Origin of the sequence: Corynebacterium sp. HMSC27B11 (genome assembly GCF_001815985.1) — a bacterium.
GTDB lineage: Bacteria > Actinomycetota > Actinomycetes > Mycobacteriales > Mycobacteriaceae > Corynebacterium.
In genome coordinates, this window is record NZ_KV823538.1 from 154,766 (window position 1) to 170,890 (window position 16,125).

A 16,125-nucleotide genomic window follows, 5' to 3' on the forward strand; every position below is an offset into this window, starting at 1 on the left:
AACAGCCTCGCCAGGACGTGGAAGCACACTCTGCATATGACATGAAATTAGATCGCAGCCGGTTTATGCACGTCAGGACAGAGTTTTCTTTAAATACCTTTAAAATGTGATGCGTCCCACATTTTCTGCCGGGCTTGCCCGCACGTGATAAATGTCCCCCGAAAACCTGGCAAATATCGGCGAATATTTGTTTGCTCAAAACTAGTCCTAGCGGGGGTAGTAAGCTCCCCCCCGCCGCACAAACCCCAGCCGCACCTTGCCATCCCACAGCTCAGCCACGGTCGCTTTAGGCGCAATGAGGGTGTCCGGTACGTCGACTAATGTGTGTCGCGTGGAGAAGAACAACGAGCAGAACACGGCAGCCACCGACCGCACCCGGCCCAGGCCGGCCCTCCAGCTGATCGGCGCGACACTGGGCATCGCCATGCTCCTTGCCCTGGGAATGCTCCCCTTCGCCGGCCTCGGCGGAGCGGTAGTGAACTCCTCCGCGAACACGATGAACGCCAACTTCGCGGATATCGAGACCAACAAGTCCCTCCCGCAGGCCAGCACCGTCCTGGACCGCGAGGGCAACACCATCGCCTGGATCTACGACCAACGGCGCTTCGACGTCCCGGCGGACAAGATCTCCACCGCGATGAAGGAATCCATCGTCGCCATCGAGGACCGGCGCTTCTATGAACACAACGGGGTGGACCTGCGTGGCTCGGCCCGCGCGCTAGCCGCCAACCTCTCCAGCGGCGGGGTGGCTGAAGGAGCTTCCACCCTCAATCAGCAGTACATCAAGAACTACCTGTGGTTGATCAGCGCCAAGAACGACAACGAGCGCGCCGCCGCCACCGAGACCAGCCTGGCCCGCAAGCTGCGGGAAATGAAGCTCGCGGGCGATCTCGATGAGCGCTTCTCCAAGGACGAGATCCTCACCCGCTACCTCAACCTCATCTCCTTCGGCCGCGGCGCCTACGGGGTCGAGGCCGCCGCACGCACCTACTTCGACCACTCCGCCGAGAAGTTGACGGACGCCGAGGCCGCACTCCTGGCTGGGGTCGTCCAGTCCACCTCCGCGCTGGACCCGTGGGATAACCCGGACGCCGCGAAGACCCGCCGCAACCAGGTTCTCCAGGCGCGCGCCGATAACGGTTCCCTCACCCAAGCACAGGCCGATAGCGCGGCCGCCGAGCCGCTGGGAATCGCGGAGAAGCCAGCTGGTGAACCCAATGGCTGCCTCGCGGCCGGGAATGATGGTTTCTTCTGCGACTACGCCCTGAAGTGGCTTGCAGAGAAGGGCTTCGACCACGAAAAGATTGCCCGCGGCGGCTACACCATCACCACCACCCTGGATCCGGCCGCACAGCAGCACGCCGTGCAATCCGCCCAGAGCAATGTGGCCCCCGGCCAGCCCGGGGTGTCTGAAGCCTTGAGCTTCATCGCACCGACTGAGGACTCCCACGAGGTCATCGCCATGGCGTCCTCCCGGAAATACGGGCTGGACCAGGAGAAGCACGAGACTGTCCTGCCGCTGCCGCACTCCCTGCAGGGGCACGGCGCGGGCTCCGTATTCAAGATCTTCGCCGCCGCTGCCGCCATCGAGAAGGGCATGGGGCTGGAGACCAAGCTGGACGTCCCACCGCGGGTGGAGGTCGATGGCCTCGGCAACGGTGGTGCCTCCGGCTGCCCGCCGGGCAAGTACTGCGTCGAAAATGTGGGCCCCTATAAGCCTTCGATGACGTTGAAGGAGGCGCTGGCAACCTCCCCGAACACGCCCTTCATTTCGATGCTGCAGGATGTGGGCCTGGAGCGCACGGTCGACTTGGCCGTGAAACTGGGTCTGCGCAGCTACGCGAAGGAGGGCACCTCCGGGGATAAGTCCATCGCGCAGCGTATTAAGGAGGAACAAACCGGATCCTTCGTGCTCGGCCCCACCCCGGTGGACCCACTGGAGCTAACGAACGTCGGCGCCACGCTCGCGGACCAGGGCCGCTGGTGCGAGCCCTCCCCCATCTCCTCGGTGACGGATGCCTCGGGGAAGAAGGTGGACATCCCCCGCAAGGATTGCGAGAAGGTACTCAACCCGGCCGTCGCCAATGCGCTGGCCAATGGCATGGCGGGCGACGTATCGAATGGCACCGCCGCGGATGCCGCCCGCGCCACCGGCTGGAGCGGTCCGATCTCCGCGAAGACCGGCACCACCGAGACCAGCAACTCCGCAGCATTCCTGGGATTCACCCAGAACGTCGCCGGCAGCAGCTATATCTTCAACGACTCCGGCACCGCCTCGAGCCTGTGCACCTCGCCGGTTCGCCAGTGTGGCTCCGGCAACCTCTACGGCGGCAACGAGCCCGCCCGGAGCTTCTTCACCGCCGCCGGCCCCATTGCGAACTCCTACGGCGGCAAGAAGCTGCCGCCCGTGCGGCAGAAGCAAAAGAAGGGCACCGGCGAGCTCGCCGACGGTGGGGCGGCAGCCGCCCAGCGCTAGCCGAGGCTAAACCAGGCTAGTCCGGGGCTGGCCCCGGGGCCTGACGCTCACCCGGGGACCGAGCGATGCTGGGAGACGGCCGGCTAGAGCGGGCGGGATATCCGGCCCCGACGCACGGTGGATAGACTTAAACCCGTGTTGAAGCGCAAGACCTCGAAGTTCCGTGCCCGACTGCCCCGACTGCCGTGGGTAGCGGGGAAGCCGAACGCCCCGCTGGGGGTTGACGTCCTGAAGAAAAAGGCAGGGAACGCCAACCGCACCGCACCCCGCCTGGTCGGGGCAATCGGCGCTGGGGTGGCGGGGCTCGCCGCGGCGGGGGTCGGCGTGCTGCTCGCAGCGAACCGCGAGATCCGGCAGTTCGAGCTGAAGGAAGTCACCGTCCCGCTGCTGGAGCCGGGCACACTGCCCTCTCACTGGGATTCACTGCGTATCCTGCACGTCTCTGACCTGCACATGCTCGCGGAGCAACGACTCAAGCAATCGTGGGTCGCGGGCCTCATCGAGCTCGACCCGGACCTGGTGGTGAACACGGGCGATAACCTCGGCGAGCACGAGGCAGTGCCGGGCGTGCTGCGCGCACTGGACCCGCTGTTCGAGCGCCCGGGCGTGTTCGTGTTCGGCAGCAATGACTACTTCGCGCCGAAGCCGGTGAACCCGTTCATCTACCTGCTGGGCAAGAAGCGCAAGCCATCGCGCGTGCAGTTGCCGTGGCGCGGGATGCGCGCGGCCTTCATCGAGCACGGTTGGCAGGACGCCACCCACGCCCGCCTGGAGTTCCCGCTGGAGACCGATGCGCCGGTGGGAAGCGGGGAACCAAAGATGATCCGGCTCGCGGTCACGGGCGTGGACGACCCACACCACGACCTGGCGGACTACTCGCAGGTGGCGGGCGCGCCGAATGCGGATGCGGACTTGAGCATCGGGCTATCGCACTCCCCTGAGCCGGCGGTGCTGGATCAGTTCGCGGCCGATGGTTACCAACTGGTGCTCTCCGGGCATACTCACGGCGGGCAGTTGTGCCTGCCGGGAAGCCGGGCGATCGTCACGAATTGCGGCATCGACCGGTCCCGCGCGCAGGGACTGTCCCGGTGGACGGAGCGGACGTGGCTACACGTGACGAACGGCCTGGGGAACTCGAAGTACGTGCCCTTCCGGATTTTCTGCCGCCCATCCGCGACTCTGATCCACGTGGTGGAGCGGGAGGACTAGCGGGTACGACCTGCGTTCTTAGCCCTTAACCCCACCCCGGTTTTTCTCTTCCGGGGATCACGCGTTATAGTAAGGAACCGTTGCGGAGATCTTCCAACCGGATCAACCGGCAGGAAAACCCTCGCAGCCTATGACCGGGATATGGCGCAGTTTGGTAGCGCACCTCGTTCGGGACGAGGGGGTCGCAGGTTCAAATCCTGTTATCCCGACCACGTGATTGAAGCCCTGGCCTTTCGGCCGGGGCTTCCTTCGTATCTGCTGCTCAAGCACCAGTCACCGCAATTCGCTCCGCGGACTACGGCAGACTGCAGTACCACCCACCTTTGGCACGATCTGGCATGGGTCTGGCACGTGCCTGGCACGGCGATGAGGTCAGACCAGGCCGCCGCCAGACCCGTAGACTTGACGCACCTCGACATCACCCTGTTGCCCATGTGGCGAGTGTGACAAAAGTGCCAAAAGGGGCCTCGTGTTGGATCTCACAACCTGGCTGATAGACTGAGAAAGTCGCATAACTGCTATCCGCATCACATTGTGACGCTCGAGCCCCCGGGTTTATCCGCACAGAGCGCCGTCACCACGAGCCGCACCGCGGAAAGCATCCGGCGCCCGCGCGCCACAACCGCCACCGGACAACGCAGGTCTGTGCGTTAGACCTTTGCACGCCGCGCCTCCAGGGTCCGCGACCAGCAGCCGCTGGCTGCGGGTCCCCCGGGGCCGCACACCGAGTCCTTAGTTGGGGTGTTTTTAGCACGTGGCTCTGCTTGCGATCCCAGCCACCGTTGCGGTGGCCCTCGTTTTAGTTCCACTGCTGGTCAAAGTTCTCGACCGAAACGCGGGCTGGCCACTAGCAATCACCTTCGTCGCGCTGGCGGGGTACGTCCTCAAGCACGCGCGCGTCCCGATGGAGGGCGGTGCACACCGCTGGTCAGCAACCTGGATTGAAGGTGCGCTACCCGCCACCTCCGCGCACCCCGTTGGCGGGGATATCACCTTCGGGCTGACAATGGACGCGCTCAGCCTCTTCTTCACGCTGCTCGCGCTGCTCATCGGCGCAGTGGTGTTCATCTACTCCACCCGCTACCTGCACCCGGGCGAGAAGATCCTCAGCTTCTACCTGTTGATGACGGCCTTCATGCTCGCGGTGCTGCTGCTGGTGCTGGCTAGCGACGTCGCCCTGCTGTTCATCGGCTGGGAGCTCGTCTCGCTGGCGTCCTTCTTCCTCATCGCCCGCTCCGGCAGCTCGGGCCAGGCCGGTTCCACCCGAACCCTGATCCTGACCTTCGTGGGAGGCCTGTTCCTCATCGCCGCGCTGGGCATCATGGTCGGCGTGACCGGCTCCACCCAGTTGGCCGATATCCTCGCGAACCCGAGCTGGGGCAATAACGCAGTGCTCACTGGCGTGACCGCCGTGCTGATCGCGATGGCGGGCTTCTCCAAGGCCGCGCAGATCCCCTTCCACTTCTGGCTGCCCGAGGCCATGGCCGCGGACACCCCGGTCTCCGCGTTCCTGCACGCCGCAGCGGTCGTCAAGGCTGGTGTCTACCTGCTGCTGCGCTTCTCGGGAATCTTCCAGGGAACAATGATCTGGCACTACACGCTGATCATCATCGGCATGGTCACGGCACTGATGGCCGCCTTGTTCGCCATGCAGAAGACGGACCTGAAGAAGCTCACCGCGTACTCCACGGTCTCCCAGCTGGGCTGGATCGTGGCCACCATCGGCGTGGGCACCCCCTTCGCCATCACCGCGGCGATCGTGCACACCGCGGCGCACGCGCTCTTCAAGTCCTCCCTGTTCATGCTGGTCGGTGTGGTCGACCACCAGGCAGGCTCCCGCGATACCCGACGCCTGGGCTCGCTGTGGCGCCGCATGCCCTTCACCTTCTGGTCCGCGGTCGTCGCCGCCGGCTCCATGGCTGCGATCCCCCCGACCCTGGGATTTGTTTCCAAGGAGGGCATGCTTACCGCCTTCCAGGAGGCACCGTTCTCCCAGGCCGGTGTCTGGGTGCTGCTGGCGGTCGCTGGCATCGGCGCCCTGGCGACGTTCATGTACTCCGCCCGCTATGTCTTCGGCGCCTTCGTCGACGGCAAGACGGACGAGTCCGAGACCCGCGAGGCCCCGGTCAGTCTCTGGCTGCCCGCCGCCCTGCCGGGTCTGCTCTCCCTGCCCGCCGTGTTCTTCCTGGCCTGGCCGGAAAACTGGCTGGATAACATCGCCGTGGCCACCGGCGTGGGTGAGGCGCAGACCCACCTGACGATGTGGCACGGCGTCAACGCCCCACTCGTGATCTCCGTGATCGTGATGGTGCTGGGTGTGATCGGCATCTTCCAGCGCAAGGCCATCTTCCGCTGGTTCCAGCACCAGCCGCTCGGCCCCTACACCGGCGCGGAAATCATCCACCTGGTCACCGAGTGGATGATCCGCTTCGGCCGCGTGGTCGCCGCCCCGGCCAACTCCATGGCCGCCAACCGCCACGTGTTCTGGATCCTGGCGATGTTCATCACCCTGGGGCTGTTCAGCCTGATCGGACCGGGCCGCCTGCACGGCCTCGGCGATCTGCCGGCCCGCATGGAGGGCGCGGACCGCGTCACCGACCTGATCGGCCTGCTCATCATCGGCGCGGCACTCACCGCCCTGCTCGGCACCCGCTCGCGCCTGGCCTCCGTGGTGCTCGTCGGCATGGTCGGTGTGGGTGTCTCCTTCATGATGCTCACCCTCGGCGCCCCGGACGTCGCCCAGACGAACCTGCTGGTCGAGCTGTGCGTGACCGTCATCATGATGCTGGTGGTCCGCCACCAGCCGCGCCTGTACCTACGCGAGGGCGAGAACCGCGCCCGCTTCGCCACCATGATCGCCACGGTCGTGGGTCTGGTGACCTTCTTCGGCGTCTGGATGCTGCAGAGCCGCCACCCACGCCCGGAGCTGGCGGAGTGGTACCTGGAGAACACCCCGGACGCCACCGGCGCGGACAACGTCGTCGCCGCGATCCTCGTGGAATTCCGTGGCTACGATACGTTGGGCGAGCTGATCGTCCTCGGCATGGCGGGCATCGTCATCGCCGCGATCATCTCCTCCATGCCGCGCTCCCCGAAGCCGGGCTACGGCCCGGGCTCGACCTCCGAGGCTTTCCGCGCACCGGGCCAAACCCGCTTCCCGGATGTCCACAAGGTCCCGGAGCTGGCACCGTTCTACTCCAAGAACCTGCGCTCCACCCACTTGAACTCGATCCTGCCGCGCATGGCACTGTACCCGCTGATCCCGATCGTGGTCATCCTCTCGCTGATCACCTTCTGGCGCGGCCACAACGCCCCGGGCGGTGGCTTCCTCGCGGCCCTCGTCGCGGCCTGTGGCCTGTTCTTCTGGTACCTCGCGCAGTCCCGCGCCCGGAAGCTGGGCTCCGACAACCTGGGCTACACGCTCATTGGTATCGGCATGCTGCTGGCCCTGTGCACCGGCCTGCTGGGCTTCCTGCAGGGCTCCTTCCTGGCGCCGCTGCACGGCACGTTCCTGGGCCAGCACATGACCACCTCGCTGCTCTTCGACGGCGGCATCTACTTCGCGGTCTTCGGGCTCATCGTCGTGGTCATCAACCAGCTCGGCGGGCGTGACCGCCCGGGCAACCAGTACGCCCGGGCCAACCAGGATCGCTACATCCCGGCCAAGACGCACCCGGCCTCCGCACAGCAGGCCAGCGAGTCGGCGAAGCGCACGGTGGCCGAGGCCTTCAGCCAGTCCCCCGTCGCGGTGCGCATCGGTGGGTCCAATATCGTGCTCAACCCCTCCGAGGTCAGCCGCGCCGCCCGCGAAGCGGAAGCCCGGCACCGTTCGGAGCGTGAGTCCGCAAAGCGGCCCGCCGGCTCCGTGAGCCCGATCCCGGAGGCCCGGCCGGCAGACTCCGCGGAACGCGCTACCGAGGCAGAACGCGGTGGCGTCGTTAAGGCAAAGGACGCAGCCCCCGACCACCGGGAAGAAACCGAAGAAGAGTTCAAGGCACGTAAACGCCGAGAACGGCGGCTCACCGGCCACGACGCATTCGACCGAGAACTCGACGAACTGCGCAGCAAACGAGGCCAAGTAAACCCAGCACCCCAGGAAAAGAAGCGGAGAGGAGACGACCAGTGATTCTTGCAGCAATCATCGCAATCCTCGTCGGTGGCGGTGTCTACCTCATCCTCCAGCGAGGCATGCTCCGCCAGATTCTGGGGCTGTCCCTGATCAGCCACGGCGTGAACCTCATGATCCTCGGCGCCGGCGTGCCGGTGTGGCGCAGTGAACCGCTGATGAACCGCACGAGCGCCGCCGAGGCCGGCGACCCGCTCCCCCAGGCCTTCGTGCTGACGGCCATCGTGATCTCCATGGCGGCGACGGCCGTCATGCTCGCGCTGGCTGCCGTGGGGCGGGACGACGACACCGCCTCTGCGGAGGATCCGGAGCGCGCCGCACGCACGTTCCGCGGGCTGTCGACCCTCTCGCGGCACACGGACACCGAGCAGGTGGCCAAGGACGCCGAACAGGCGGCGGCTGCGAAGCACACGCCACAGGCAGACACGCTGGGCGCACCCTACGGTAAGGGCGGCCCCCACGGTGCCGGTAGCGGCGCCGGGAACAGCACTAATAACGGCAAGGAGGAGCGATAATGACGTCCCTGCTCCTTGCGGCTAACAACCCACAGTCCCCGGACGCTTTCGCCGACGGGGCGGTGCTCGCCCTGTTCATCGTGGTGCCACTCATCGCCGCCGGCCTGTGCACCTTCCTGCCCTGGGCGAAGGCCCGGAACCTGCTGGCACTGCTGGTACCAGCCTTCGGGCTGGCGACCTCCGGCTGGCTGCTGGTCCGCTTCGGCGGCGACGAGTCGGTCATCGCCGATAACGTCGGTAACTTCGTGGGCGGCGTGGCGATCCCGCTGGCCGCGGACACGCTGAGCGCCCTGATGATCTTCACCACCGCGCTGGTGGCGCTGGTGGCCAACTGGTTCGCCCTCGTCGTGGGCGAGATGCGCGCCCGCTTCTACCCCGCCCTCGTGCTGATGCTCCTGGGCGGCGCGTGGGGCGCGATCCTCACCGCGGACCTGTTCAACCTCTTCGTGTTCATCGAGGTCATGCTGATGCCGTCCTTCGGGCTGGTAGCGATGACCGGAACCTGGGGTCGCCTGGCCGCAGCCCGCACGTTCATCGTGGTGAACCTGGTGACCTCCCTGCTGCTGGTCTCCGGCGTGGTGATGACCTACGCCGTGGTCGGCACGACGAACCTGGCTGCTCTGGCTGGTGCCGCTGGCCCGCGCGGCGAGGCAGGCTTCGCCGATGGCATCTACGGCACGCAGTGGCAGCTGGTGGTCGCCCTCGGCATGGTGCTGCTGGCCCTGTCCGTTAAGGCCGGTGTCACCCCGACGCACACCTGGCTGCCGCGGGCGTACCCGTTCACTTCCCCGGCCGTGATGGCACTGTTCTCCGGCCTACACACGAAGGTCGCGGTCTACGGCATCCTGCGCGTCTACATGACCGTCTTCGAGGGTGACGCCCGCTACGCGTGGGCGATCCTCGTCATCATGGTCCTGGGCATGTTCATTGGCGGCTTCGCAGGCCTGTCGGAGAACACGATCCGCGGGGTGTTGGCCTACCAGATGGTCAACGGCATCCCGTACATGCTGATCCCGCTGGCCTTCCTCACCGCCCGCCCGACCCTGGTGCTGGGCGCTGGACTGTTCTACATGCTGCACCACATGGTGATCGCCGCCAGCCTCATCATGGCCGGTGGCGCGATCGAGGAGACCTATGGCCACGGCAGGCTCCGCCCGCTGCACGGCCTGATGCGCCGCGACCCCTTCGTGGCGACGGTGTTCGCCGCCGGCGCGCTGGCGATCGTGGGCTTCCCACCCTTCTCCGGCCTGTGGGGCAAGCTGGCGCTGGTCTTCGGCATTGCCGAGGACGGCAGCTGGAAGGCGTGGCTGGCGATCGGCACGATCATCCTGACCTCCATCGGCGCGCTGCTGAGCATGATCTACGTGTGGCGCGAGATCTTCTGGGGCCGTCCGATGAACCGCAACGAGGCGGACCCGGATCTGCGCATCAAGCCGAAGTACGTGCTCCCGTCTGCCGCGATGGCCGTGGTCTCCGTGGTGATCTTCTTCGCCGCGGGCCCAATCTTCTCCATCACCAACCGGGCAGCGGAGGACCTCATCGACACCACCGAGTACGTCAGCACCGTTTTCGGCGCCAACCAGTCCGACGAGCTGGTGGGCGGGCCTGGTCCGATCGGGCAGGTGCTGGACCCGGGTCCGTCCGGACTGGCGCACGTGCCGGGTGCGGATGAGCCGCAGGGCGTGTCCGAGGTTGCCCACGGCGATGCGGACGCCGCCGATAACGCCACCGCCGATAATGCCGGTGGTCAGGAAGGAGCACGCTAATGAAGCCCTGGAAAGTCCCCTTCCACTGCCTGTTCTACGCGGGCTGGCTGGTCGGCCAGGTGATCAAGGAGTCGATCGTGATGATGATCGATACCTTCGGCACCGGCCGCCGCATCGCACCGGTGGTGATCTACTACCCGCTGCGGGTCCGTAAGGAACGCAATATCGCCGCCCTCGCGGCCTCCATCACCATCACCCCGGGCACGCTGGCCCTGGGTATCACGGGCCCGAAGGAGGTTGACTACGACGCGGAGCGCGGCGAGCGCTCCCTCAACGACGCCTTCGAGGTCAAGTCCAGCGAGTACGAGGTGCAGCACCGCGATACCGCACAGCGCTACCTCGCGATCCACGCCATGTACGGCCAGGATCCGCTGGAGCTGATGGAGGGCTTCGCCGAGATGGAGGAGACGCTGGTGCCGTCGGTGAAGGGCATCAAGCAGAACTTCGACGTCGACTCCCTCGTGGAGCGGGGCCGTCCGGGACCTCGCGGTTTCCGTGGTTCCCGCGGTGGCCGTGCCTCCGACGAGACGGTCTTCGACGTGGAGAAGGTGGACTCCACCCCGCACGCCGCGGCCTACGTCGCCGCCGTCCTGAGCGAGGACTCCGAGGACGGTGCGAAGGCGGACGCCCCGAAGCACGAGGACTACGGCTTCCGCGACCCCCTGTACCCGAACAAGTACCGCGACCAGAAGAAGAAAAAGGGAAAGTAGATGGAACCCACAACGCTGCTCTACATCCTGGTCGGCATCGCCGCGGCGATCATCGTCCTTGGCTTGCTGACGGTGCTGTACCGTGCGGTGACCACCAAGAACGACGGGCGCCGCGCGGTGCTGTCCGACATGCTTTTCGCCTGCATGATCGCGCTGTTCCTGTGCTTGAGCATCTTTAACCACACGGCGATTACCTACGAGGTCGCGATGTTCGCCGGGCTGTTTTCCGCCCTGTCGACTGGTGCCGCGGCCCGCATTATCACCCGAGGGAGGCGCTAAACCATGGCTGTTTCTACCGCTGCTACCGCTGCGTCTACGAACGAGCTTCTGTTGGCTGCATCCGAGCAGGTTGAGTACCAGGAGCCGAGCTGGTTCGCGGTCGTGCTGATCGGCATCCTGGCGATCACCGGATCGGTGTTCGTGCTGGTATCCGCCCGCGCGATGTACCTGGCCCCAGATGCGCTGAGCCAGCTGAACATGACCGGCCCCGCAATGGGCGTGGGTATTCCGCTGCTGATCTGCGCGAACCTGGTCTTCCACTTCGCCACCGAGGGCTTCGTGTTGGGCTATCTGATCCGTGCCTGCGTCGCGATCACGGCCTTCCTGGTGATCAGCTCGGTGGGTTCCTTCTTCATGGGTCGCGCGCTGCACGCCACCCACTGGGATCACACGGTGCCGCTGTCCGGTGGTACCCGCCAGCCAGACGCGAAGTAGCGCCGCTGCTCCCCTCCCCCAGATAGCGCGAAGGCCGCCCAGAGGATGTCCTCCGGGCGGCCTTTCGCTGTGCGCTAGTTAGTCAGCGGCTTAGGCGACCTTGGCGACGACCTCCACGTCGGTGTCGCCGCGCATTGCCTTGGAGTACGGGCAGAAGGCGTGGGCCGCCTGCACGAGCTCATCGGCCTGCGCCTGCTCCACACCGAAGAGGGTGGCCTCGATGCGGGAGGTGATGCGGAAACCCTCATCGACGGAGTTCAGGGTGCACTCCACCAGAACCTCGGGAGCCTTGGAAAGATCCACGCCGTTGTCCTTCATCTGCTTCTGCAGCGCACCGTTGAAGCAGGCCGCCCAGCCAGCAGCGACGAGCTGCTCCGGGTTGGTGCCCTCACCGGAGCCACCGAGCTCCTTCGGCGGGCGGACGTCCAGGTCGATCTGGCGGTCCGAGGTGGCGACGTGGCCGTCGCGGCCGCCGCCGGTGGACAGTGCCTTCGCGTTGTACAGCGCCTTGCTCATCGAAAACTCCTTCGCTGGTTGCTTCAAACCTTGCTCTGCTGCCCGAGTGTACTTACTTGCTGGCGGTGAAGACTTCCTTCACGCGAGCGGCGAGGTTCTCGTCCACGTGGCCCCAGTAGGTGTAGCACTGCTGTTCCACCTGCTCGGAGACACCGGCCATCGCGCCAGCGATGTTCTTGGCCAGGCGCTCGCGCTGCTCGTCGTCCATGACCTCGCGGACGAGCTGGCGGGCCTGTGCGAAGTCGTCGTCCTCCGGGTGGCGGTGGTAGGCGCCGAAGGTCAGGTCGCCGCCGTAGTTTTCGTCGAAGAGGCCGAGCTCATCAGCCAGGCCGGTGCCGGACTCCGAGCCGCGGCCGAAGCCGTACTGGGACTCGCCGGCAGCCACGCCCTTCTGGACCACGCCGGAACCGTCGGACGTGTCCTGGGTGCCCTCGCCTCGCTCGAAGCGGTTCGGGGAGTACACCGGGGTGTCGCGCGGCGGGAACTCATAGGCCATCGCGCCGTCCTTGGTGTTGTACCGGTTCAGGTCCTTGCGGATCGGGCGGTTGACCGGCAGCTGGGAGTTATTCGCGCCGAGGCGGTAGCGCTGGACGTCCTGGTAGGCGAAGACGCGGGCGAGCAGCATCTTGTCCGGGGAGAAGCCCACGCCCGGCACGATGTTCGACGGCGCGAAAGCGGCCTGCTCGATCTGTGCGAAGTGGTTCTCCGGGTTCTGGTTCAGCGTGAAGTGGCCGACGTCGATCAGCGGGTAGTCCTTCTGTGACCAGGTCTTGGTCAGGTCGAAGGGGTTCCAGCGGTAGTCCTTGGCCTCCTCGAAGGGCATGATCTGCACCTTGACGTCCCAGGTCGGGTAGTCGCCGCGCTCGATGGCGTCGAAGAGGTCCTGGCGGTTGTGGTCGAAGTCGCCGGAACCGACGATCTTGTTGGCTTCTTCGTCGGTGAGGGTCTTCCAGCCCTGGCGGGTCTTGAAGTGGTACTTCACCCAGAATCGCTCACCGGAGGCGTTGATCCACTGGTAGGTGTGGGAGCCGAAGCCGTCCATGTGGCGGAAGGTGGCCGGGATGCCGCGGTCGCCCATGAGGTAGGTGACCTGGTGGGCGGATTCTGGGGAGCGGGTCCAGAAGTCCCACTGCATGTCCGCAGAGCGCAGGCCATTGTTCAGGCGCTTCTGGGAGCGGATGAAGTCCGGGAATTTCACGCCGTCGCGGAGGAAGAACACCGGGGTGTTGTTGCCCACGATGTCGTAGTTGCCCTCCTGAGTGTAGAACTTCAGGCTGAAGCCACGCACGTCGCGCACGGTGTCCGGGAAGCCGAGCTCGCCGGCGACCGTGGAGAAGCGGGCGAGCATCGGGGTGACGCGCCCCTTCTGGAAGAGGTCTGCCTTCGTGTACTGGGAGACGTCCTCGGTGATGGTCAGTTCACCGAACGCGCCGGAGCCCTTGGCGTGGACGTTGCGCTCCGGGATGCGCTCGCGGTTGAAGGACTGGTGCTTCTCCACCAGCGAGACGTCGTGCAGCGCGATCGGCCCCTGGTCCCCGACGGTGGCGGAGTGCTCCTGGGTGGTAATGGGGGCACCGTTGTTTCGGGTGGCGTGACCGGTGACGGGGCACATGCCCCGGGATGCGATGTCCTTGGCGGTCAGGTTGCCGGTGTTCTTCTGGTTAGTCACGGTGATCCTCCTTAGGGAATGTGGCTTCCATCACCCAGGTTGCCACAGTGGCGAATACGCCGCCACAGCCTTTACCTATCAATCAAGGTCTTTTAAATAGGTTAAATACTATCGATTCGGCGTGCAACCATCGCCCCTACCTATCGATGCGCCAACGAGCGCCACGCCCGCATCCCGGCTCGTAGGGGAGCGTGAAAACCGCAGGCCACTGCTAAGCTGGTCTTTAACATGAGCAACTTCCCTCCCTCCCCCGCTGGCCGCCACGGCCACACCGCCGAGGTCGACGCACACGTCACCGACCTCGCGCTGCGTGCTGCCCGGGGAGATAAGGCAGCTCTCAACGAGTTCATCGCCGCCACCCACGACGACGTCTGGCGCCTGCTCGCACACCTGGCGAACCCGGACCAGGCAGATGACCTCACCCAGGAGACCTACCTGCGGGTACTCTCCGCACTCCCCCGCTTCGCCGCCCGCTCCACGGCCCGCACCTGGATCCTTTCCCTGGCCCGGCGCGTGTGGGTGGACAGCATCCGCCACGACATGGCCCGCCCCCGCAAGTCCGCCGCCGAGTGGGAGGACGCCGCCGGCGATACCCCCGCCGCCGAGACCACGGGTGGCTCCAGCTGGGCGGAGTGGCTGGACACCCAGGACATGCTCAACTCCCTGGAACCGGACCGCAGGGAGGCGCTGATCCTCACCCAGATGCTGGGGTATACCTACGCGGAGGCCGCGAAGATCGCGAACGTGCGCACCGGCACCATCCGCTCCCGCGTTGCTCGGGCGCGGGCCGACCTGGTCGAGATGCAGCAGGCGCAGCAGGCCCGCCAGGAGCGCCAGCAGGCCGAGGCCACCGGGACCACCCGCCTGGGGCGGCGGTTGTGGCAGGCGTAGCGCCCGAGCCTGACGTCCTAAAAATTTAGCGCGCGTACCCTGGGGGGCATGAGCGAGACAGTCTTCGAGCAGACCCTAGATCACCCCATTGACCAGGTGTGGGGCGTGCATGCGACGCCGGGGATCGTCACCCGCCTGACGCCTGGTTTCACGCGTGTGCGGCTGCTGCAGGAGGCTGGGAATCTAAAGAGCGGGCTGACCCGCATGCGTTTCCCCGGCGGCGTGGTGTGGGAGGGCAAGCACGACCCGGGGTTCTACCGCCCGCTCGTCGCGGCCAGCGGTGGGCGACCGGCGCACGTGGACTCCCCGGCGCAGTTTTCGGACGTCTGCGCGACTCCTGGGGTCGGTTCGGCGTTCGGTTGGCGGCATGTCCATTCTTTTCAGGACGTCCCTACCGGCGGCGGGACTATCTTGCGTGATCGGATCACCACGAACGCGCCGAGTTTTCTGGCAGACCAGCTGCTCAAGGGGGTTTTCGGCTACCGGCAAGCGCAGCTGGCGGGGGATCTGAAGCACCTGCAACAGGCCCGGGGCTGGGCCGGGGAGTCCACCGGCGAGATGACGATCGCGGTGACCGGAGCGACGGGCGCGGTGGGCACGCAGCTATGCGCGTTGCTGCAGTTGGCGGGGCACCGGGTGATCCGGCTGAGCCGGAACCCGCGGCCGCTGATCGATGAGGCGAATGCGCGCCCCGGTGGGGCGGCGGTGCATTACCGGCAGTGGGATCCGGAGCACCCGGCCGAGGACCTGCTGGCCGACGTGGATGCGGTGGCGCACCTGGCTGGCAGCCCGATCGCGGGCCGGTTTACGGAAGAGCACCTGGCGACGGTCGCGGGTTCGCGGATCGAGCCAACACGGAAGCTCGCGGAGCTGGCGGCCCGCACGGATCGGGTGCATACCTTCGTGTCCGCGTCGGCGGTGGGTTTCTACGGGGCCGATGCCCCGGAGCCGGTGGATGAGGCCGCCCCGGCGGATGAGTCCTCGACACTGGGCCGGATCGTCCGGGACTGGGAGGCCGCGACGGAACTCGCGGTGGCCGCAGGGCTGCGTGTCGTGCAGGTGCGTACCGGGCTGGTGATGGCCGCGGGCACCGCGCTGCTGGATCTGCTGACCGCGCAGGCCAAGCTGGGCGGTGGGCCGCTCGGCAGCGGGCGCCAGTTCTTCCCGTGGATCGCGATGAATGACCTCGTGGATATCTACCACCGGGCGCTGACCGACCCGATGCTGCACGGCCCGGTCAATGCGGTGGCGCCGGGGATCGTGCGCAACCGGGAGTTCATGGCCACGCTGGCGGAGGTGGGCGGAAACCCGCTGCTCCCGCGGGGCCTGCGGTCTAAGATGCAGCTGCCGGTTCCGGCTGCTGGGCCCCGGCTGCTGCTGGGTGAAGATGGTGCCGCTGAGCTGGCGCTGGCGGACCAGAACGTCCGCCCCGCCGTGCTGACCGATATGGGGCACGACTTCCGCACCCCGGAGCTCGCCGACGCGCTGCGCCACGAGTTGGGGAAGAACCCGGCGCGCGCACTACAGTCTTAG

The 16,125-nt window shown here is 66.4% G+C and carries 12 protein-coding genes and 1 tRNA gene; 11 read left to right on the forward strand and 2 right to left on the reverse strand.

What is annotated here, in order from left to right:
• The first annotated feature begins 295 nt into the window (after positions 1-295).
• The 9 genes from HMPREF3097_RS01805 to HMPREF3097_RS01845 all read left to right on the forward strand — a co-directional run bounded on the left by HMPREF3097_RS01805 (position 296) and on the right by HMPREF3097_RS01845 (position 11,516).
• Complete coding sequence (locus HMPREF3097_RS01805) at positions 296-2,476, forward strand: transglycosylase domain-containing protein (RefSeq protein WP_070760470.1); 2,181 nt, start codon at positions 296-298, stop codon at positions 2,474-2,476.
• A 270-nt stretch (positions 2,477-2,746) separates the two neighbouring features.
• Positions 2,747-3,685, forward strand: coding sequence for a metallophosphoesterase (locus HMPREF3097_RS01810; RefSeq protein WP_070760568.1), 939 nt, complete (start codon positions 2,747-2,749; stop codon positions 3,683-3,685).
• A gap of 135 nt (positions 3,686-3,820) precedes the next feature.
• A tRNA-Pro gene (locus HMPREF3097_RS01815) sits at positions 3,821-3,897 on the forward strand.
• A 542-nt stretch (positions 3,898-4,439) separates the two neighbouring features.
• Complete coding sequence (locus HMPREF3097_RS01820) at positions 4,440-7,811, forward strand: DUF4040 family protein (protein ID WP_070760473.1); 3,372 nt, start codon at positions 4,440-4,442, stop codon at positions 7,809-7,811.
• On the forward strand, positions 7,808-8,326 hold the full coding sequence (locus HMPREF3097_RS01825) for a cation:proton antiporter subunit C (protein WP_070760476.1): 519 nt from the start codon (positions 7,808-7,810) through the stop codon (positions 8,324-8,326). The genes HMPREF3097_RS01820 and HMPREF3097_RS01825 overlap by 4 nt, the downstream gene beginning before the upstream one ends.
• Positions 8,326-10,092 carry a monovalent cation/H+ antiporter subunit D family protein gene (locus tag HMPREF3097_RS01830; RefSeq protein ID WP_070760479.1) on the forward strand — a complete coding sequence of 589 codons (1,767 nt, stop codon included), beginning with the start codon at positions 8,326-8,328 and terminating at the stop codon, positions 10,090-10,092. Before HMPREF3097_RS01825 ends, HMPREF3097_RS01830 begins: the two co-directional genes overlap by 1 nt.
• Positions 10,092-10,802, forward strand: a complete 711-nt coding sequence (locus HMPREF3097_RS01835; protein ID WP_070760482.1) for a Na+/H+ antiporter subunit E — start codon at positions 10,092-10,094, stop codon at positions 10,800-10,802. Before HMPREF3097_RS01830 ends, HMPREF3097_RS01835 begins: the two co-directional genes overlap by 1 nt.
• Complete coding sequence (locus HMPREF3097_RS01840; protein WP_070759227.1) at positions 10,803-11,081, forward strand: cation:proton antiporter; 279 nt, start codon at positions 10,803-10,805, stop codon at positions 11,079-11,081. It begins immediately after the preceding gene.
• 3 nt (positions 11,082-11,084) lie between these two features.
• Positions 11,085-11,516: a Na+/H+ antiporter subunit G gene (locus tag HMPREF3097_RS01845; protein ID WP_070759225.1), complete on the forward strand. Its 432-nt coding sequence runs from the start codon at positions 11,085-11,087 to the stop codon at positions 11,514-11,516.
• Positions 11,517-11,606: 90 nt separating this feature from the next.
• Here HMPREF3097_RS01845 and HMPREF3097_RS01850 read toward each other — a convergent pair whose 3' ends face one another.
• Together HMPREF3097_RS01850 and HMPREF3097_RS01855 are read right to left on the reverse strand one after the other, a co-directional pair.
• Positions 11,607-12,032, reverse strand: coding sequence for an organic hydroperoxide resistance protein (locus tag HMPREF3097_RS01850; protein ID WP_012361116.1), 426 nt, complete (start codon positions 12,030-12,032; stop codon positions 11,607-11,609).
• Between the two features lie 52 nt (positions 12,033-12,084).
• Entirely contained in the window at positions 12,085-13,701 is a 1,617-nt protein-coding gene (locus HMPREF3097_RS01855; RefSeq protein WP_070760484.1) for a catalase, read from the reverse strand.
• Between the two features lie 228 nt (positions 13,702-13,929).
• Here HMPREF3097_RS01855 and HMPREF3097_RS01860 point away from each other — a divergent pair, with 228 nt between their 5' ends.
• Both HMPREF3097_RS01860 and HMPREF3097_RS01865 read left to right on the forward strand, forming a co-directional pair.
• Positions 13,930-14,592 carry an RNA polymerase sigma factor gene (locus HMPREF3097_RS01860; protein WP_070760486.1) on the forward strand — a complete coding sequence of 221 codons (663 nt, stop codon included), beginning with the start codon at positions 13,930-13,932 and terminating at the stop codon, positions 14,590-14,592.
• Positions 14,593-14,640: 48 nt separating this feature from the next.
• Complete coding sequence (locus HMPREF3097_RS01865; protein WP_070760489.1) at positions 14,641-16,125, forward strand: TIGR01777 family oxidoreductase; 1,485 nt, start codon at positions 14,641-14,643, stop codon at positions 16,123-16,125.